The sequence below is a fragment of the Mesorhizobium sp. M0028 genome (assembly GCF_040323855.1).
Lineage (GTDB): Bacteria > Pseudomonadota > Alphaproteobacteria > Rhizobiales > Rhizobiaceae > Mesorhizobium.
Window position 1 is genome coordinate 18,302 of the sequence record NZ_JAMYVG010000017.1, and the last position, 17,736, is coordinate 36,037.

General features: G+C 62.7%; 18 protein-coding genes. 5 read left to right on the forward strand and 13 right to left on the reverse strand.

The genetic code is table 11. The annotated features are described in order from the left end of the window. Positions 1–7: 7 nt before the first annotated feature. Both NKJ93_RS24705 and chpT read right to left on the reverse strand, forming a co-directional pair. Positions 8–376: a response regulator gene (locus NKJ93_RS24705; protein WP_352591671.1), complete on the reverse strand. Its 369-nt coding sequence runs from the start codon at positions 374–376 to the stop codon at positions 8–10. Between the two features lie 236 nt (positions 377–612). Beyond that, a complete protein-coding gene (gene chpT / locus NKJ93_RS24710; RefSeq protein ID WP_023719273.1) occupies positions 613–1,242 on the reverse strand; it encodes a histidine phosphotransferase ChpT in 630 nt (209 codons plus the stop codon). A gap of 385 nt (positions 1,243–1,627) precedes the next feature. On the opposite strand from chpT, the gene NKJ93_RS24715 reads away from it, so the two are divergent. Together NKJ93_RS24715 and NKJ93_RS24720 are read left to right on the forward strand one after the other, a co-directional pair. Next, on the forward strand, positions 1,628–2,164 hold the full coding sequence (locus NKJ93_RS24715; RefSeq protein ID WP_245278600.1) for a DUF1134 domain-containing protein: 537 nt from the start codon (positions 1,628–1,630) through the stop codon (positions 2,162–2,164). Positions 2,165–2,332: 168 nt separating this feature from the next. Then, the gene (locus tag NKJ93_RS24720) at positions 2,333–3,496 is read left to right on the forward strand and encodes a coiled-coil domain-containing protein (RefSeq protein WP_352591674.1); all 1,164 of its coding nucleotides are present in this window, start codon (positions 2,333–2,335) and stop codon (positions 3,494–3,496) included. A 137-nt stretch (positions 3,497–3,633) separates the two neighbouring features. Here the strand turns inward: NKJ93_RS24720 and NKJ93_RS24725 are convergent, their stop codons facing one another. Then, complete coding sequence (locus NKJ93_RS24725; RefSeq protein ID WP_023719270.1) at positions 3,634–4,431, reverse strand: TrmH family RNA methyltransferase; 798 nt, start codon at positions 4,429–4,431, stop codon at positions 3,634–3,636. A 300-nt stretch (positions 4,432–4,731) separates the two neighbouring features. On the opposite strand from NKJ93_RS24725, the gene NKJ93_RS24730 reads away from it, so the two are divergent. Then, positions 4,732–5,736 carry a L,D-transpeptidase family protein gene (locus tag NKJ93_RS24730; RefSeq protein ID WP_023719269.1) on the forward strand — a complete coding sequence of 335 codons (1,005 nt, stop codon included), beginning with the start codon at positions 4,732–4,734 and terminating at the stop codon, positions 5,734–5,736. 122 nt (positions 5,737–5,858) lie between these two features. On the opposite strand, the gene NKJ93_RS24735 is transcribed toward NKJ93_RS24730, so the two are convergent. The 4 genes from NKJ93_RS24735 to NKJ93_RS24750 form a co-directional block, all read right to left on the reverse strand. Further along, positions 5,859–6,197 (reverse strand): ArsR/SmtB family transcription factor, encoded by a 339-nt coding sequence (locus tag NKJ93_RS24735; RefSeq protein ID WP_023719268.1) that lies wholly within the window; start codon positions 6,195–6,197, stop codon positions 5,859–5,861. A 173-nt stretch (positions 6,198–6,370) separates the two neighbouring features. Beyond that, positions 6,371–7,177 (reverse strand): HugZ family pyridoxamine 5'-phosphate oxidase, encoded by an 807-nt coding sequence (locus NKJ93_RS24740; protein ID WP_352591677.1) that lies wholly within the window; start codon positions 7,175–7,177, stop codon positions 6,371–6,373. After that, a complete protein-coding gene (locus NKJ93_RS24745) occupies positions 7,149–7,910 on the reverse strand; it encodes a 3-hydroxyacyl-CoA dehydrogenase (protein ID WP_352591680.1) in 762 nt (253 codons plus the stop codon). Before NKJ93_RS24745 ends, NKJ93_RS24740 begins: the two co-directional genes overlap by 29 nt. A gap of 63 nt (positions 7,911–7,973) precedes the next feature. After that, positions 7,974–8,510, reverse strand: a complete 537-nt coding sequence (locus NKJ93_RS24750) for a GNAT family N-acetyltransferase (protein WP_352591683.1) — start codon at positions 8,508–8,510, stop codon at positions 7,974–7,976. 272 nt (positions 8,511–8,782) lie between these two features. Here NKJ93_RS24750 and NKJ93_RS24755 point away from each other — a divergent pair, with 272 nt between their 5' ends. Then, entirely contained in the window at positions 8,783–9,772 is a 990-nt protein-coding gene (locus tag NKJ93_RS24755; protein WP_352494771.1) for a glutathione S-transferase family protein, read from the forward strand. Between the two features lie 10 nt (positions 9,773–9,782). Here NKJ93_RS24755 and NKJ93_RS24760 read toward each other — a convergent pair whose 3' ends face one another. After that, positions 9,783–10,256 (reverse strand): ABZJ_00895 family protein, encoded by a 474-nt coding sequence (locus tag NKJ93_RS24760; RefSeq protein WP_352591686.1) that lies wholly within the window; start codon positions 10,254–10,256, stop codon positions 9,783–9,785. Between the two features lie 93 nt (positions 10,257–10,349). After that, positions 10,350–10,847, reverse strand: coding sequence for an NUDIX domain-containing protein (locus NKJ93_RS24765; protein ID WP_023719262.1), 498 nt, complete (start codon positions 10,845–10,847; stop codon positions 10,350–10,352). A gap of 53 nt (positions 10,848–10,900) precedes the next feature. Between NKJ93_RS24765 and NKJ93_RS24770 the strand changes: the two genes are divergently transcribed. Further along, complete coding sequence (locus NKJ93_RS24770) at positions 10,901–11,845, forward strand: metallophosphoesterase family protein (RefSeq protein ID WP_023719261.1); 945 nt, start codon at positions 10,901–10,903, stop codon at positions 11,843–11,845. A 76-nt stretch (positions 11,846–11,921) separates the two neighbouring features. Here NKJ93_RS24770 and NKJ93_RS24775 read toward each other — a convergent pair whose 3' ends face one another. From NKJ93_RS24775 to leuA, 4 genes are all read right to left on the reverse strand, one after another. Next, positions 11,922–12,539 carry a hypothetical protein gene (locus tag NKJ93_RS24775; protein ID WP_352482042.1) on the reverse strand — a complete coding sequence of 206 codons (618 nt, stop codon included), beginning with the start codon at positions 12,537–12,539 and terminating at the stop codon, positions 11,922–11,924. Positions 12,540–12,672: 133 nt separating this feature from the next. Further along, positions 12,673–13,476, reverse strand: coding sequence for an alpha/beta fold hydrolase (locus NKJ93_RS24780; protein WP_352482044.1), 804 nt, complete (start codon positions 13,474–13,476; stop codon positions 12,673–12,675). Positions 13,477–13,661: 185 nt separating this feature from the next. After that, complete coding sequence (locus NKJ93_RS24785) at positions 13,662–15,452, reverse strand: tetratricopeptide repeat protein (protein WP_352591689.1); 1,791 nt, start codon at positions 15,450–15,452, stop codon at positions 13,662–13,664. A gap of 143 nt (positions 15,453–15,595) precedes the next feature. Beyond that, complete coding sequence (gene leuA / locus NKJ93_RS24790) at positions 15,596–17,335, reverse strand: 2-isopropylmalate synthase (protein ID WP_352591692.1); 1,740 nt, start codon at positions 17,333–17,335, stop codon at positions 15,596–15,598. Between the last annotated feature and the right edge of the window lie 401 nt (positions 17,336–17,736).

A 17,736-nucleotide genomic window follows, 5' to 3' on the forward strand; every position in this document is an offset into this window, starting at 1 on the left:
CCCCTGGTCAGGCGGCAATCTTCAAGGCGCGGAAGCACTCGAGCAATTGCGGCCGGTTGAACGGCTTCAGCAGGTAACCCTGGGCGCCGGCGCGTTTTGCCCGCATGATCGCCCCGACGTCGACCTCGACCAGCGAAATCAGAACTTGCGGCAATACCGGGCTTTCCATGGAGCGCACGCGGCGGATGAGGTCCTGCGCCTGCATGTCCGGCAAGGCGCCGTCGACGACGATGATGTCCGGCATGTCGGCACTGCACATCTCGATCGCCTCATGGCCGCTGGCGGCTTCGATCACCATCAAGCCGGAGCCGCCCAGGATACGCTTTGCAACCTTCCTGATGACGCTCGAATTGTCGACGAACATGCAGCGTTTCATTCCCGGACCCTCTTTGCCATGCGGCGAACCGGCAGCGTCGTGGCATCTGCCGGGGAACATAGGCCGATCTGGTAAAGAAGCCGAAAAGCCGTTAGGTAAAATTTTCCTGAAGGTGTTGTAAGCGAAATCTTCTTTCGCAATGCTTCATCCAATCAATCTGCAAGCCCGTCTGACAGATGTTAGGACGGCGCCGCAAATATGACCTGGAGAAATACTTCGCGCTCTTTTGGAGAACTTCAGGCTACGGAAAGGACGATCTCGTCGGCGGTCGCATGGATCGATATCGTCATGTTGGCTTCGCGGGCCAAAAGCAGCGTGTAATAGGGTTGCACCGAATGCGCGTCGATCGGCTCTTCCGGTCTGTGGCCGGAATGCAATTCCAGGAATTTGGGCGGCACGCGCAGCATCGGGCCGCTCGCCGCGAGCGCAAAGCGCGGCTCGGTCTCGAGGTTCTCCAGCGTGACCACCAGCCTGCCGCCGCGCGGAATGGCGGCGTTGGCGACGAGGATGAGGTTGAGCAGCAGCTTGACCTTGTTCTTGGGCAATAGGGCGCGGGTTCCGTTCCAGACCAGTTCCGGCTTCTCGTTCTTCAGGAAGGCGATGGCCACGGCCTCGGCGTCCCCGGTGTCGATCAGCATGCCGGCCGAACCGGCGGCGCCGAAGGCGATGCGGGCGAATTGCAGGCGGGCGGAGGCGTTTTTGGCGCTTTGGCGGATCAGCTTCATGGCGTCTTCGTCGGCGCCGCCTTCGTCGAGCAGCTCAAGCCCGTTGTTTATGGCGCCGACCGGCGAAATGATGTCGTGGCAGACCCGGCTGCACAGCAGCGCTGCCAGGTCGGGTGCGGAAAGGGTGAAAAGCTCGGCCATCGGCAAAAATCCCTGCAAATTTCACAACAAAATGACCGGGCGATCATGATCACGCCTGTCCACACGAATCACCCTCTCTCCCAAGCATTGTGAATACACAGCGCTTGTGCGTGCAGCAACAAATCCAAAATTATCATTGTCGAAAATGGTGTGTTCACGCAGCCTGGGTGCTGCGCGGGCATGCGAAAACAGCCTTCGAACCGCCATGTTCATGTGAGAGTTTAATGGTTGAAAAAGGATTACGGCATAGTTTGCCCCTAACAGTCATCCTTAACGGCCGCCAAAGAGCCGTACGGGTGCGAGGCGTCGGCGAAAGTGCTCCCTGACGGAGATTGGAAGCATGGTTTCCCGATTCTACGACCGGACTTTTTTCCGTGTCATCTCAATGACGATCGCGCTCATCGGCCTTGTCGCCTTTTCGACATCGGCCGCGCGGGCGCAAGAGTACACCGCCCAGGAGATCGTTGATTCCGGTCATAAATTCTTCGGCGCGACATCGGGTGGGCTGGCCACGGTCGTCGAGAAGATTTTCGCCACCTATGGCCTGCCGAACGGCTATCTGCTCGGCGAAGAGGGGTCCGGGGCGCTGATCGGTGGCCTGACCTATGGCGAAGGCACGCTCTACACCAAGAATGCCGGCGATCACAAAGTGTTCTGGCAAGGCCCGTCGCTCGGCTGGGATTTCGGCGGCGAGGGCTCGCGCGTGATGATGCTGGTCTACAATCTCGACGATGTGAGCAGCCTCTATAACCGCTTTGGCGGCGTCGCCGGCTCTGCCTATGTCATCGCCGGCGTCGGTTTCAACGTGCTGAAGAACAACAATGTGCTGCTCGTGCCGATCCGTACCGGCGTCGGCGCCCGTCTTGGCGTCAATCTCGGCTACCTCAAGCTCACCCAACGCGCGACCTGGAATCCGTTCTGACCTGCACGATGGCGCCACTGCGGTTGGCCCTGTGATCCCACGGTCTGAGCTTTGCCGCGGCAGACCCTTGCCGCGGCGCCGGATTTCCGTCATGCGAAGATGGCAAAGTCGAACTTTGACCATTGCCTGCCGCCCATAACGGCCGGCCATGCATAACGGATAGTCATCTTGGTCCAGTCGATCCTGTTCTTTGTCCTCGGCTTTCTCTGCGCGGGCTTTCTGGCGCTGATGATTGCCCCGGCCGTCTGGCGGCGGGCGGTGGCGCTGACGCGCAGGCGCGTCGAGGGTTCGATGCCGCTGACGCTGGCCGAGATCCAGGCGGACAAGGATCGCGTCCGCGCCGAGTTCGCCGTTTCGGCGCGCCGGCTCGAAATGACCATCAAGTCATTGCGCGAGAAAGCCGCCGAACAGCTGGTCGAGATCGGCCGCGACCGCGAAGCCCTGAAGGAATTGGCGGCCGAGCGGCAGGACAAGAACCGGGTCGTCGCCGACCTCACAACCAGGAGCGAGGAGCTTCGCAAGCGCGATGAGCAGCTGCAGCAGCTGTCGGAGAGGCTTGCGGAGACCGAGCGCGCGCTCGAAAAGCGCGGGCTCGAACTGCGAAAACTGGAGCACATGTATGACGACGCCAGTTTTTCGTCCAGCAGCCGGCAGATCGAGCTGGTGGCGCGCGAATCCGAGCTGCATAAGCTGGCAAGCGACATTTCGCTGCTGCGCGGCCAGCGCAAGGAGGCGGACAGGCGCAGCCAGGAATTGACAGCCGAAAGCAAGGTTTTGCGGGACGCGCTGAAGGCCGAGAAGAAAAGAACCGGCGACTTGGAAAAGAAGGTCGAACGCCTGCTCGCCACGTTGGCCGATCGCGAGGACAGGCTGGAGCGCCGCGAAAAGGAACTGGTGCGCCTTCGCGAAAGGGCGAAAGGCGCTGAAAGCCCGCCTGCGGCGGCCCTTGCCGGCATGCCAGGAAGCCAGGTCAATGCGACCGCCAACGGCGACATCGAAAAGGCAAGCGCCAAGCTCGATGCCGACCGCGAGCGGCTGGAGGCCAGGCTGACATCGCTGGCACGCGAGAACAGGAGGCTGAAGACAGATCTTGCTGCCGTCGAAACATCGAAATCACACGCCGGAGACGATACCGGCAGCGCCAGCGCGGCATTGCGCGAAGAGATGAACGATCTGGCAGCGCAAGTCGTCGCCTTGACGGCCAAGCTCGACGGCCCGGATTCGCCGATCGCCCAGGCGCTTGCAGCGCCTGAGGATGCGCGGCCGGAGAGCGGCGGACGCAGCCTTGCCGATCGCGTGCGGGCGCTGCAGAAGGCCGCATCGACCAACTGAGACGCCGCAAGCGCAAGAGCGAGACGCCCGGCTCTAAAGCGCGTCGTGTTCGACCGGCCTCATGCGACGCGCTTTATGTTCTTGTTTTGATGCATGTCGTTACCGCAAAACCGCTGCACACTTTTGCGCGACATGCATCAGGCCCCGGAAAAATGATGAAGTGCGATGGCTGACGCCGCTGCGACATTCAGGCTGTCGAAATCCTGCGCCATACCGATCCGCAGCGTCTGCAGGCGAGCAAGCAGGCTTTCCGGCAGGCCTTCGCCCTCGGTGCCGAGATAGAGAGCCAGCCGCTCGTTTCTCTTGGCATCGCGAATGTCGATTTGCCCGTGCGGCGACAACGCGAATTGGCTGAAGCCTTGCTGGTCGAGTATGGCGATGCAGCCGGCGGCGTCGGCAAAGGAGGCGAAGGGGACTTTCAAGGCGGCGCCCACCGAGACGCGGATTGCCTTGCGGTACAGCGGATCGCAGCAGGTCGGATCGAGAAGCACGGCATCCGCGCCAAAGGCGGCGGCATTGCGGAAGATCGAGCCCATATTGTCATGATTGGCGATGCCGACCAGCACAACGATCAGCGCGCGGGCGGGCAGCGCGCCGAGCAAGGCCTCAGCGGAGATGGCCGCACCTTTGCGGCCGATCGCCAATATGCCGCGATGCATGTGGAATCCGGCGATCCTGTCCATGATTTCGCTGGATGCGACATAGATCGGGAGCCCGGCAGGCGCCTTGCGCAGGACGTCATCGAGGCCGGCCAGCCGGTTTTCGAGTACCAGCACCGATTCTGCCTCGAAGCGCCGGGCGGCGAGCAGCGTGTCGAGCACCACCTTGCCTTCGGCGACGAAACGGCCTTGCCGGCCGGCAAGATCTCGCTCCCGGATGTCGAGATAGGCAGCGACGCGGGGATCCTGCGGGTCGTCTATGCGGATCGGATTCATGGCTTCCTCGGCCGACCATGGCATCGGCCGCGAATCGGGATTCGGTTTCGGAAGGCATGATGCCGGATCCGAAGCTCGGACCGTATCTCAGCGTCCAAATGGATGCACGCCGTTCGAACGGTCAAGCTCAATCACTGGACGCCGGGCCGAGCCCCCCCGACAACGAGAAATACTTGATTCCCGCGGCACAGCCCTTCGGCCAAGCCGCTTCAATTCAGAATTTCGATCGGGCGAAGGAACCACACAGGGCCATGCCGCGTCATAGAAGCGGGCTCCTGCTGCAGTCCTGGGAGGACATCGATGATCAGGCTCCTCCTCGTCTTCGCCGCCACGCTTGCCCTCGCATGCGGCGTGGCTCGCGCAGCCAAGCTCGATCCAGCCACCGTCAATCAGGCCCAATTCACTATCGGCGAACCGAAGGGTGTCGATCCGATGCTGCTGAAGGCGCAGATCCTTCTGGATCGCGCCCGCTTCTCGCCGGGCCTGATCGACGGTCGTCTTTCCCAGAACTTCGCCAAGGCCGTCGCCGCGTTTCAGGCGGCAAACGGACTTCCGCCCGACGGCAAGCTCGATCCACAGACCTGGAGCAAACTCATCGCAACCTCCGCCAGGCCGGTGCTGGTGACCTATGAGGTGATGCGCAAGGACGTGCGCGGACCTTTCACCAAGCGTATTCCGGCCCGATTGGAGAGGATGGCCCGCTTGCGGCGGCTCGGTTACCGCAATGCGGTGGAGAAGTTGGCCGAGCGCTTCCATATCAGCGAACAATTGTTGAGAATGCTTAATCCTGGCACCAGTCTCAGGAAACCAGGCAGGACGTTGGTGGTGCCTGATGTCGGCAGGGGCGACCCTGCCGCCGGGGTTGCCGCCGTCGAGATCGACAAGGGCGCTCGCCTGGTGCGTGTGCTCGACCGTGCCGGCAAATGGCTGGCGGTCTACCCCGCCTCGATTGGGAGCGACGAGAAACCGGCGCCAAGCGGCACGGCAGAGGTCAAGCGCGTGGTGCACAACCCTACCTATCACTATGATCCGGACTTCGCTTTCAAGGGGGTCAAGACCAAGCGGCCCTTCACTATCGCTGCCGGGCCGAATAATCCGGTGGGATCGGTCTGGATCGATCTTTCCATCGAAAGCTACGGCATCCACGGCACGCCGGAACCGGGCAAGATCGGCACGACCTTTTCCCATGGCTGCATCCGGTTGACCAATTGGGATGCCGAAGACCTCGCCTCCATGGTGCAGCCTGGCACGAAGGTCGAGTTCAAGGACGAGATTGCGCAGGCCGCCGAAGAGCGCGCTCAGTAGCAGGCGGACTTGGCAGCAAAGCGGACTTGCCGGCCAAACGGACTTGCCGGCCAAACGGACTTGCCGGCCAAACGGACTTGGCGACCAAACGGACTTGGCGGGGCGTTCTCCGCCCCGGCCAATCAGGTCCCGGCGCGACGCAGCCGGTGAGCCATCTGCGACAGTTCACCTTCGCCGAAAATGCCGTCCAGCATGTGCAGCAGTTCGCGTACCGCGCCGGATTTGCAGGAATAATAGATCATTTGCCGGTCGCGACGGGTCTCGACAAGGTCGGAAGCCCTGAGCTTGGCCAGATGCTGCGACAAAGCGGATTGGCTGAGCGACACTTTCTCGGCTATGGCGCCGACCGACATTTCGCCCTCGGCCAGATAGCTCATGATCAACAAACGTTTTTCGTTGCCCATCAGCGTCAGAAACGCGGCCGCGGCTCCGGCGTTGGCGACTAGCTTGTTCGAGACCATAGATCCCCCATGCCTTCCTGCTCATCCGCCGCTATGGGGGCAATAGCGTCGGATTCCATAGACTTTCCCTATAGATGCACGCCAGCGATTCAGCGTCACTCGCAAAGGTAGAACATTTCGCTCAAATCTCAAGGCTTGCTTTCCATGCAAGCCGATTAACTGTGCGGCTGTGATCAATTTGCCGATCGGGCAGCCTTTGCCATGTCGACCAGGACAGGCCTGAGGTCGCGTGCCGCCTGCAGCGGATTGGGAAAAAAGACCCGGCAGACATTGTCGCCGGATACGAGATCCATCCCGTCGGCGTCGAAGCCGGTGACGATCCAGCCGTCGCGCTCGGCCCCGCCGAAATGACTTGCGTAGAGGGCAATCGCATCGAGATGGTCGGCGTTCATGTGGTCGAGTGCCGATTGCTCGCCGGCGGCAAGCTCTTCAACGATTGCTCCCGTCGCGACCAGATCGGCGCGTTCGAGCAGATAGGCCTTGCCGAAGCCGCCGTTCAGGCTGGCGCGCTCCGGTTCGAGCCGGAAGATCGAGAAGTCGCCGAGCCCGGCATAGAGCTTCGCCTTGGGATTGCGGTTGAGGTAGCGCCGCTCGGCGCGGGCGTGTTCGTTCGATCCGCGTTCGAGCCGTACGGCGCGGCAGACGAGCGTCAATCGCGGATGCGCCAGCGGATCGCCCTTGCCGGGTTCGCCGACGAGCAGCGAGCAGCGCGGGTCGGCAAGGATAGCGCCGGTATGGGCGGACAGCATCGACACCAGGATCAATGGCGTGCCGTCGATGTCGGTGGCGACACCGACCCTGCTGGCCAGCGGCGAACCGGTTCCTGGCTCGAGCACTGCCAGCGCGCCGAAACGGGCGCTGCGGATCAGCGTCTTTGCCAGCCTGATCGCCTCGGCGTCGGTCGCGCGGATCACGTCTTTCCTGGGTTCGTCCAAAGCACCACCGTCGCGTTTACTTCGGCGCCATGCGGATGGCCCCATCGAGGCGAATGGTCTCGCCGTTGAGCATCTGGTTCTCGATGATGTGCAAGGCAAGTGCGGCATATTCCGAAGGCTCGCCCAAACGGGAAGGGAAGGGCACTGCCGCACCGAGCGAATCCTGCACCTCCTGCGGCATGCCGGCCATCATCGGCGTCCTGAAGATGCCGGGCGCGATGGTGCAGACGCGAATGCCGGAGCGGGCGAGATCGCGCGCCACCGGCAGCGTCATGCCGACGACGCCGCTTTTGGATGCCGAATAGGCCGCCTGGCCGATCTGGCCGTCATAGGCGGCGACCGATGCGGTGTTGACGATGACGCCGCGCTCGCCGCCCTGCAGCGGCTCGAGCTTCGCGGTCCGGTCGGCAACCAGGCGGATCATGTTGAAGGTGCCGATCAGATTGACCTCGATCACCTTGCGGTATTGGTCGAGCGGATGTGGTCCGTCCTTGCCGATCGTCTTCATGCCGATAACGATGCCGGCGCAATTGACCAGGATGCGCGGCTCGCCGAGCGTCTCAGCCACTTCCGCGACAGCAGCGGCACCGCTTTGCGCGTCGCTCACATCGCATCGGACGGCGATGCCGCCGATGTCGGCCGCCACCTTGGCCGCCCGCTCGATGCCGAGATCGAGGACGGCAACCCTGGCGCCGCCGGCGGCAAGTGCGCGCGCCGTCGCCTCGCCAAGGCCGGAGCCGCCACCGGTGACGATCGCAATCTGGCCGTTCGGGTTCATCTCGACATCCTCCTCCGTGCCCAGACTATGCTGCCAAGCCACCGTGCGACAGCACCGGCATGGTCACGCCATCGCCACGATGTGCCCGCCAATCCTTGCCTGGTCGGCGTGGCAAACCTCGCCCACCAGCCTTGCCACTGCGCCCGGCACGATCTCGTGCGCCAAAAGCCGGTCGGGGTCGACCGGACGCGGCATCGAGATCTGCCCACGCGGCAGCCTCTTGAAGCCGAGCGGGCCGTAATAGGGTTCGTCGCCGACCAGCATCACGGCCGGCGCGCCGGCGCTGGCGGCGGCTTCCAGCGCGATTGCCACCAGCCGGCGGCCGATGCCGAGGTTCTTGAAGGCCGGCTGCACGGCGAGCGGCCCGAGCATCAGCGCGCGGCCGGCGCCCGCGGCGATGCGTGTCATCCGTACCGAGGCGACGACGGTTGCGCCGTCGACGGCCACGAAGGACAAAGCCCGTTCATGCGGGCCACCTTGGCGGATCCCGTAGGCAGCAAGCACGAAACGGCCCGGCCCGAAGGCTTCGTCATTGATGGCTTCGATTTCAGGATCATGCGCCGGAGTTTCCGGCAGGTATTTCACGTCGGCAAGGCTCATGGTCTTTGCGTTCCGGTATGCGAGGAAAGGTTTGCTGCAAGCGGCAGCGTTCGCCAGTCAGCGCTTCATCAAGCGCGGGCGCTCTTTCGTCGTCGGTCGAACCGGATTAGGGCAAAGTCGAACATGCGGATTGTCCGCTAGCACCAATTTTCAGCCGCCGCAATCGGCCGGTTGCGCTCGACGACGCAGCTGTTGACGATCTGTTCAGCGCTGGCGATTTCGGCAGGTCCATTTCATGCCCTACATCAGGCAGGAACGCGAAAGGACATTTCATGGGATTGCTAGTCGAAGGCCAATGGCAGGACCGCTGGTACGATACCGGGGAGAGCGGCGGCAAATTCGTGCGGGCGCGGTCGCAGTGGCGCGACTGGGTGACCCGCCACGGCTTCCCGGCCGAAGGGCGAAAACGTGGCTTCAAGGCCGAGCCCGGCCGCTACCACCTCTATGTCTCGCTCGCCTGCCCGTGGGCGCATCGGACGTTGATCTTTCGCGTGCTCAAAAAACTCGAGGACGTGATTTCCGTCGCGGTCGTCCATCATTTCATGGGAACCGACGGCTGGACGTTCCTGGCCGAGGACGGCGCCACCGGCGACACGCTCTACGGCCTCGATTTCCTGCACCAGATCTACACCAGGGCCGATCCCGGCTATTCGGGCCGGGTCACCGTTCCCGTGCTGTGGGACAAACGCGAGCAGACCATCGTTTCCAACGAATCCTCCGAGATTATCCGCATGCTCAATTCGGCCTTCGACGAATGGGGCGATGCCAAGCTCGATTTCTATCCGCAACCGTTGCGCGGCGAGATCGATGCGGTCAATGCGCTGGTCTATCCCGCGGTCAACAACGGCGTTTACCGTGCCGGCTTCGCCACCACGCAGGCAGCCTACGAGGAGGCGTTCGGCGAATTGTTCTCGACGCTCGACATGCTGGAGGACCGTCTGTCAAGGCAGCGCTATCTCGTCGGCGGCCGCATCACCGAGGCGGATTGGCGGCTGTTCACGACACTGGTCCGCTTCGACCCGGTCTATGTCGGCCATTTCAAGTGCAATCTGCGCCGCATCGCCGACTATCCGAACCTGTCGAATTATCTGCGCGACCTCCACCAGGTGCCAGGCGTCGCCGGCACGGTGAATTTGCACCACATCAAGTCGCACTATTACGGCAGCCACGAGACCATCAACCCGACACGCATCGTGCCGGTCGGGCCTGAGCTCGACTATGGCGCGCTGCACGACCGCGACAGGTTCAGGAAGGCGGCGTGAGACCGGCGCCCTAGCGGAAGGTTTCTGAGTCCATCTTTGCCCTTCTGACGAGATCAGCTTTCAATGTGGTATTTCCAAATCGATTGGAGTAGCCGAGCGACGTTGCCAGGAACGCCACGATGCCGCCGATCATGACGATCTGGACCGACATCTGGAGCGGGATTGCGCGAAACGATCCCGACAGCAGAAGCACGGCCATTCCCAAACCCATTTCTATCAGGCTTGAGAAGCCGACCATTTTCCAGAATTCAGTGCGAGTAAAAAGCCGAGCATGTCGCTTTATAAAAACAAAATATGTCACGAATGCCGCAAAAAGTTGTATTGCGAACTGGATGCCTCTTCCACTTTTTTCCAACCTTGATGGATCTATCCCAAGGACCATTGTCGAAATTAAGGCTGTAGCAAGAATTGTTGTCACAGTAATTACCGTGTAAAGTGAGATATATAGTACGATTCTAAACCTGTCGTTTTGGCTATGTTTCATTTTTCTCTTATCGCCTAATATATATAGTTCTCTCGGAGAACAATGGATGTTGCCGGCCTAAACCGAAGCAGCCAAAGCTGTTGGAGAGATGATCTACCAGTAAGGCGATGCCGAATTCCCCTCAAAAACTTCGGCAATCCGCCGCAGCGTCGCCGGTGTCGTGCCTTCCGGCAAGCGGTCGAGCGGAAAGAAGCCGGCTTCGGCGATCTCGCGGTCGGGCAGCTTGGGTGCTGGCTGGTCGAACTCCTCGACCAGATAGAGACCGACATGATCGCGGCGGCTGGCGCGGCGGTTGAAATGCAGGGACTTCAGCACCGGCGGTCCGGTCAGCGCGATGTTGCCTTCCTCGAAGACTTCGCGCGTCAGCGCTTCGATCATCGTCTCGCCCAACTCGACGCCACCGCCGGGCAGGTGCCAGCCAGGGACATAGGTGTGGCGGATGAGGAAGATGGAATTGGAGGGGCGGTCGTGGATCAAGCCGCGCACGCCGAGCGTCATCGGCCGCCGCAGTACGAAGTACAGGTGAAACAGCCTTGCCCTGAAGCCTGGCCAGCCGGTCTGGCGCAGGGCTTGCTCCGGATCCGGCGTCATCGTCCGCGAAACCGTGAGTGGAAAGCCGCGCGCGCCTCGCCTATGAAGAAAAGATGTTCAGGCTCGCGCATATTTCCGATGTCCATCTGGGGCCGCTTCCCGATGTAACCTATCGCGATCTCGCCTCCAAGCGCGTGGTCGGTTACGTCAATTGGCAGCGTAACCGCCGCCGCCACATGCACGACGCCGTCATCGACACGATCGTCGCCGACATGAAGGCCAGCGGGCCGGACCATCTCGCCATCACCGGTGACCTGGTCAATCTGGCGCTCGACGGAGAGATCGAGATGGCCAAGCACTGGCTGGAGACGCTGGGCTCGCCGAATGACGTGTCGGTCGTGCCAGGAAATCATGATGCCTATGTGCCGGGCGCCTTCGACAAGACCTGCCGGTCCTGGGCAGCATGGATGACCGGCGACGGCGTCAATACGCCGGTCGACCGCAACACCTTTCCCTATCTGCGCGTGCGCGGCGATGCTGCGCTGATCGGCGTCTCCACGGCGCGCGCCACGGCTCCGTTCATGGCCAACGGCTTCTTTCTGGAAGGCCAGGCGGAAAGGCTGCGCGACATGCTCGACGCCACAGGCAAGCGCGGCCTGTTCCGGGTGATCATGATCCACCACCCGCCGGTGCGCGGCGCCGTTTCGCAGAACAAGCGGCTGTTTGGCATCTCGCGCTTCCACAAGGTTCTTCACCGGCACGGCGCCGAGCTTGTGCTGCACGGCCATTCGCATGTGCCGTCGCTCTTCTTCATCGGCGCCCGCAAGGCCAAAATCCCGGTGGTCGGGGTCGCCGCCGCCGGGCAGGCCCCCGGCAGTTCGCATGCACCGGCGCAATATAATCTGCTCGACATCGACGGTGAAAAGGACAATTGGCGGATCAGGCTGACGCGCCGCGGCCTGACCGGGCCGGCATTGCCGCCCAGCGACCTGCAGACAATGGAGCTTGGCGTCGAAGCCGAGGCGTCGATGGCTGGAGCAATTCCAGGAAAAGTGTGAAACGGTTTTCCGTCCGGAATTGCGTCAAAACAAAGAGATAGAGCGGTTCAGCGTTTCCGTGAAACGCTGAACGGCTCTAGAAGCTGATTTTCATTGCGACAATACGGTCCCAGAACAGCACGAGCGAAATCGCCAGGCCGACCAGGGCGCCGGCGGCGATCAGGCCCAGGCCCGAGAAGAAGGCCGACCAGCCGTTGCTGCGCGCAGGGACATGCAGCGGCGGCTCGGCTTCCACCACTAGGGCGCGTTTCAGGCCGGCGACGGCCTGCTCGATGCCGCCTTCCATCATCCTTTGGCGTTCGACGACGCGCTCGGCGACATAGCGCGTCACCTGATCGGCAACGACCTTCATCTCGGTCGACTCGGCGAGCACGACGCGGCCGATGCGCGTGTCCTTGAGAAAGCGGTAGGTGCGGCGGTCGCGTCCCATGGCGACATGGCTGACGGCGTCGATCCACAGCCTTGGCTGCAGGCCGGACGAGACGGCGAAGTCGAAACTGTCCATGTCGGTGGGTACGTCGCCGAACACCGGGGCGAGTTCGGCGGCAAGCAAATCGAGCCGCATGCGATGCGCTTCGCGCATGTCGATGACGACGTCGTCGCGGTCGGCGAAGGCGTTCTTGACGTCGCGAATGGCATCGGACAGTTTTCGCGACTGATCGATCTGGGTGATGTTCTCGCCTGCATCCTTCATCGGCGTTGCCTCGCGGGTTTGGTTAACACCGAATTAACACAGCCGCCGGCAAAATGCACTTGCGAGATCGATGGGTGGGCAAGGGTTCGCTGGAGCAGCACCAGCGCCGCCGCCGTGCCTGTGCGAAGACCGATCAGCTCGCCGCAGCGGCGAATCCCGGACGAAGCCGCCTGCTGCGGCGTCGCATATTGCGACGGATGGCCTCGGCGATCAGGCCGGGCGCTTCCTCGACCAGCATATGGCCGGCTTCCAGCACGTGGTGCAGATGAAAACGCTTCGGCAGGCCGTCCGCTTGGCTGACAGGCAGCACCGCGTCGTCCGTCCCCCAAACCACCATCACCGGCATGTTCAGCGTTTCAAGCCGCTCGCTCGGGATGACACCTTGCCGATCATCCCTGGTCATTGCAGCTGCGAGCTCGACAAGTGTCCCCAACTGGCCGGGACGCTGGCGCATCTCGTTGAGGAGATCGACCCGGTGCTGCGGGGGGTGGCTTTGCGGTCCCGACATGGCGGCAAGGCAGGCGCGGATTTCGTCGGTGCCGGCAGCGGCGGCGTAGCGGCGCAGCAGCGGGCCATTGATCTCAGGACCAAGACCGCCCGGTGCCAACAGCGTCAGCGAGGCCATTCTTTCGGGCTCGCTCAATGCCATCAGGGCGGCCACGGCGCCGCCCATCGAATGGCCGACGAGATGGGCCCGCTTTATCCCGCGTGCGGAAAGGTCCGCAAGGACGGCACTGGCTGCGATCCTGGCCGGACCGCCGTCCGGAAAATCGAGCGACAGCCCGTGAGCCGGCAGATCATAGGCCAAGGTCCGCGCGCCGGGCGCCAGGGACGCGACCACATCGCGCCAGTCGTCGTGGCAGCCACCGAAGCCATGCAGGAAGACAATCGTCGTCGGGCCGGTGCCCCGTTCGGCAGCGTAAAGGGATCGGGTCATGCAAACTTAATGGGTTTGTGCCGGGATCAGTCCGGATGCCGGGGGGATCAGTCTTTGTGCCGCGGTTGGTCTTTATGCCGCGATGGGTTTGGGCCGGTTCAATCGTGTCTGAATTGCGCTTTGGCCGTGCGGATGGCCAGTAAAATTTTCGCGATCAGCTGACGTCGTTCGCGCGCCGGAAGACGTCAGCTGGCACCGCCAAGCCCGGCGGCGCGCAGGGCCTCTACCAGCCGGTTGGTCAGATCGGCGGGATATCTTCGCTCGACGAACGTTGCACGCGGATCGGCTGCGAATTTCGGGAATTTGGTCGTCAGTTCCTGCAGCAGCCTGCTTGCCAACTTTTCGCGGCCGGCAGCGTTGGCACCGATCAGCCGCGCCGCCAGATAATGCGATTTCATTTCCGTCGTTCGCAAGCCGTCGCTGGCAAGCGTCGCCTTGTTCATGTCGCCCATCATGAACTCTCCTGCGAACAGCCCGTAATCCCACCATGTCGGATGGGCGCTGGCGATATCCACCGCGTGAGCAAGGATCGGGGTGCCCTCGCTGTACCTGCCGGCGAAAACGAGCCCGTAGCCATAGGCGGCGGCCATTGCGAGATCGTAAGGATTGAGTTCGTAGGCCTTGCGCATCCAGCGGATCGATTCCTCGGAATTGCCGATGCGCGAATTGAGATAACCAAGGGCGCGGTGCGCATAGGGGCTGGTGGGGCCCATCTGGATGGCGCGATGGGCAAACATCATCGCCTTTTCCATCGTCGCGTCGGCGGGGTAGGGATAATGGTCGGTGACCGCCTCCAGATGCAAGGACGCGAGTTCCGAATAGACGAGCGACGACTTCGCCTCCCGGTTGGCAAGATCTTCGAGGCAGCGGTAGGCGGCTTCGTGCGTCTGCGCGTTCTGGTCGAGATAATATTTGCCGTTGAGCACCAGACACGCCGTCAGCCCGGTCTGGATGCCGCTCTGCTCGATGTAATTGTAGATCGTGCCCGAGGCGGGAAGAGCCGAGCTCAAAATGCCGGAGATTTGGTCCTCGATAGCGGTGTTTGCGCTGTCGCCGGCGGTCAGGTTGCGTGACAGCAGCACGCGGCCGGTCGCCACGCTCTGCAGCTCGAGCATAATGTCGCCGCTGCGCGGCCCGGGCAGGACATCGAACACGAAGCTGGCGGCGTCGGTAAGTGGATCGGGCGGGCTGTCGGCATCACGACCGATGAAGTTGATGGTATCGAAGCCGCTAAGGCCGGCGCGCAGTGATGCAGCGACACCGCGAGCCACGTCGCTGTCGGCCTTGATGGCAATGTAAACCTGGGGGAGGGTTTCAACCGGAGGCGCCGCTATGCTGCCGGTCGCCACCGCGGTCTCGACCGCCGTGTCGCCGCCGGTCAGCAACACCACGCTGCCCTGGCGAAGGATCAGCACACCCAGCATGAGGATGACCAGCGCGATCGCCAGCCAGAAGAACTGCAAATGGCGCTGCAGCGACGGTGCAGCGGGGCTGAGCGCTGGAACGCTCAGCAATGCAGCCGGATGTGCCCGGTTGCGGGCATCCTCCGAGGATCCGGGCGGGGCGCTCGTCGCCGCCTCCTCTGTCGCCGGCTGCGGCTTGCTCTCTGCCTCGGCCTCCGCCGGCAAGCGAATGGCATTGAGTTCGTAGGATGGAACATAGCCGCCGCGCGGAATGGCGATGCGGACCGGTTCGGCAACGCCCTCGTTGGCGAAGTACTGCTGCAGCAGCTCGCGCAGCCTGCCGGCCTGCACCCGCACCACCGCATCGGTCGACGGATCGAAATCGCCGTCCTTGCCGAAGACGTCCATCGCTATAGAGAAGCCCTTGAGCCTATCGGCTTCGCCTGCCTGCTCGCGCTCGACCAGGTAGCGGAGCAGCTTGCGCGCGCGCTCGGATCGTCCGAACGTTTCGCTGGCAAGCAATCGCTCCAACGTTTCGCGCACTGCGGGGGCGGCAGGCGTGGTATGCTGCAAGTGTCGATCCCTTCGAATTCGGCACAGGTTGAGGTACGATCATATAGCGCTGGCGCCGCCTTACAAGCATGTGCTTATGGTGCGATAGCGTACCCACCGGATAAATATCCGGTGGGCTGATGGCGCGGGCCTGGCAGTTTCGGCTAGCCGCCCTTTCGGCCGACGATGCGGTTGGCGGCCGAAACCACGGCTTCGAGCGAGGCGGCGACGATATTGGTGTTGATGCCGGCGCCGAACAGCTTGCCGCCCGGATGTTCCATCTCGACATAGGAAATGGCCGAGGCATTCGAGCCGCGCTGCATGGAATGCTCGGAATAATCGAGCACCGACATCGGCACCCCGACATGGCGCGACAGCGCATCGACGAAGCCGTCGATCGGGCCAGTACCGGTGCCGGATATGGTCACCTCCTTGCCCCTGTCGAGGATCACCGCTTCGACCACGCGCCGGCCCTTGACCTCGGTGTCGGGGTAGGTGTGGTGGTCGAGGAACTTCAGCCGCGCGCCGGGCTGGTCGACATAGGTGTCGAGAAAACGCTCGTAGATGCGCTTGGCCGGCACCTCCTTGCCTTCGGCGTCGGTGATCGCCTGGATAGCCTGGCTGAACTCGATCTGCAGGTTGCGCGGCAGGTTGAGGCCGTAATCCGCATGCAGCACATAGGCGATACCGCCCTTGCCGGACTGCGAGTTGATGCGGATGATGGCTTCGTAGCTGCGGCCGACATCGGCCGGGTCGATCGGCAGGTAGGGCACCTCCCAGTGCGGCGTGTTGGCCTTGCGCAGCGCCTTCATGCCCTTGTTGATGGCGTCCTGGTGCGAGCCGGAAAAGGCGGTGTAGACGAGCTCGCCAACATAGGGATGGCGCTCGGGGATCTTCAGCTGGTTGGAGTATTCGTAGACGTCCTTCATGCGGTTGATGTCGGAGCAGTCGAGCCCGGGATCGACGCCTTGCGTGTACATGTTGAGCGCCAGCGTGACGATGTCGACATTGCCGGTGCGCTCGCCATTGCCGAACAACGTGCCTTCGACGCGGTCGGCGCCCGCCATCAGGCCGAGCTCGGTGGTGGCGATGCCGGTGCCGCGGTCATTGTGCGGATGCAGCGAGATCAACAGGTTCTCGCGGTTGTCGAGATTGCGGCACATCCATTCGATGCGGTCGGCATAGATGTTGGGCGTCGACATCTCGACCGTGGAGGGCAGGTTGATGATCAGCTTGTTTTCAGCCGTCGGCGTGACGATCTCGGTGACGGCGTTGCAGATCTCCAGCGCCACGTCGAGCTCGGTGCCGGTAAAGCTCTCCGGCGAATATTCGAAACGGTAGCCGCCGCCGGCCTTCGCCGCCATGTCGGTGATCATCTTGGCCGCATCGGTGGCGATGCGCTTGATGCCGGCGACGTCCTTCTCGAAGACGACGCGGCGCTGCAGCTCGCTGGTCGAGTTGTAGAAATGGACGATCGGGTTGGTGGCACCCTTGAGCGCCTCGAAAGTGCGGGTGATCAGTTCCGGCCGGCACTGCACCAGCACCTGCAGCGAGACGTCGGCGGGCACGTTGCCTTGTTCGATGCACCAGCGGGCGAAATCGAAGTCGGTCTGCGAGGCCGACGGGAAGCCGATCTCGATCTCCTTGAAGCCCATGTCGAGCAGCAGGGCGAACATGCGCGCCTTGCGTTCCTGGCCCATCGGATCGATCAGCGCCTGGTTGCCGTCGCGCAGGTCGACCGAGCACCAGATCGGCGCCTTGTCGATCACTCTCGAAGGCCAGGTGCGATCGGCAAGGCCGACGGTCGGATAGGGCTGGTATTTGCGGGCGGCGTCCGGCATGCCCTTTACCGCAGGCTTGCTGATTTCCTCTACATTCAGGCGGATATCTTCTCGTGCGTTCATCGTCGTTTCTCCCGGCGGCTCGCGGATCCAGCTTCAGGCGGATTGGTGGCGAGCGGCGCCTTTACCAGAATTTCGTTCGCTTGATGTGACGTGCCAATTTGTGACTGGCCAAGGAGCGTGCGCGTGAGCGGCAATTCGACCGCCGGGCGCTCCTTCAGCGAACCCGGCGATCGCCGATAAGGCCGAGAAGCAGCAGGGTGGAGGCAAGCGCGCGAACGGTCTGGCCGGCAATGCCGGTCGGGCGGGACGCAAAAGAGGTGGCGCGCGGGCTCATGGCGGATTTCATACAGGAGCGGGCAAAGCGAGGCAAGTGGGAGCCTCGCCGTCGCAGAAGCTGCCGATCTCCCCCCGCAAGGGGGAGATTGGATGTCGCCTTGGTTTTCGCCAACATTCAAAGTTGA

Coding starts and splice junctions, on each gene's coding strand:
- NKJ93_RS24780 (WP_352482044.1), bottom strand. CDS start 13,476: ATGACCCGATCCCTTTACGCTGCCGAACGGGGCACCGGCCCGACGACG.
- NKJ93_RS24740 (WP_352591677.1), bottom strand. CDS start 7,177: ATGGGGCCATCCGCATGGCGCCGAAGTAAACGCGACGGTGGTGCTTTG.
- NKJ93_RS24745 (WP_352591680.1), bottom strand. CDS start 7,910: ATGAACCCGAACGGCCAGATTGCGATCGTCACCGGTGGCGGCTCCGGC.
- NKJ93_RS24705 (WP_352591671.1), bottom strand. CDS start 376: ATGAAACGCTGCATGTTCGTCGACAATTCGAGCGTCATCAGGAAGGTT.
- NKJ93_RS24755 (WP_352494771.1), top strand. CDS start 8,783: ATGGGATTGCTAGTCGAAGGCCAATGGCAGGACCGCTGGTACGATACC.
- NKJ93_RS24735 (WP_023719268.1), bottom strand. CDS start 6,197: ATGGTCTCGAACAAGCTAGTCGCCAACGCCGGAGCCGCGGCCGCGTTT.
- NKJ93_RS24725 (WP_023719270.1), bottom strand. CDS start 4,431: ATGAATCCGATCCGCATAGACGACCCGCAGGATCCCCGCGTCGCTGCC.
- NKJ93_RS24760 (WP_352591686.1), bottom strand. CDS start 10,256: ATGAAACATAGCCAAAACGACAGGTTTAGAATCGTACTATATATCTCA.
- NKJ93_RS24750 (WP_352591683.1), bottom strand. CDS start 8,510: ATGAGCCTTGCCGACGTGAAATACCTGCCGGAAACTCCGGCGCATGAT.
- NKJ93_RS24715 (WP_245278600.1), top strand. CDS start 1,628: ATGACGATCGCGCTCATCGGCCTTGTCGCCTTTTCGACATCGGCCGCG.
- chpT (WP_023719273.1), bottom strand. CDS start 1,242: ATGGCCGAGCTTTTCACCCTTTCCGCACCCGACCTGGCAGCGCTGCTG.
- NKJ93_RS24730 (WP_023719269.1), top strand. CDS start 4,732: ATGATCAGGCTCCTCCTCGTCTTCGCCGCCACGCTTGCCCTCGCATGC.
- NKJ93_RS24765 (WP_023719262.1), bottom strand. CDS start 10,847: ATGACGCCGGATCCGGAGCAAGCCCTGCGCCAGACCGGCTGGCCAGGC.
- leuA (WP_352591692.1), bottom strand. CDS start 17,335: ATGAACGCACGAGAAGATATCCGCCTGAATGTAGAGGAAATCAGCAAG.
- NKJ93_RS24770 (WP_023719261.1), top strand. CDS start 10,901: ATGTTCAGGCTCGCGCATATTTCCGATGTCCATCTGGGGCCGCTTCCC.
- NKJ93_RS24775 (WP_352482042.1), bottom strand. CDS start 12,539: ATGAAGGATGCAGGCGAGAACATCACCCAGATCGATCAGTCGCGAAAA.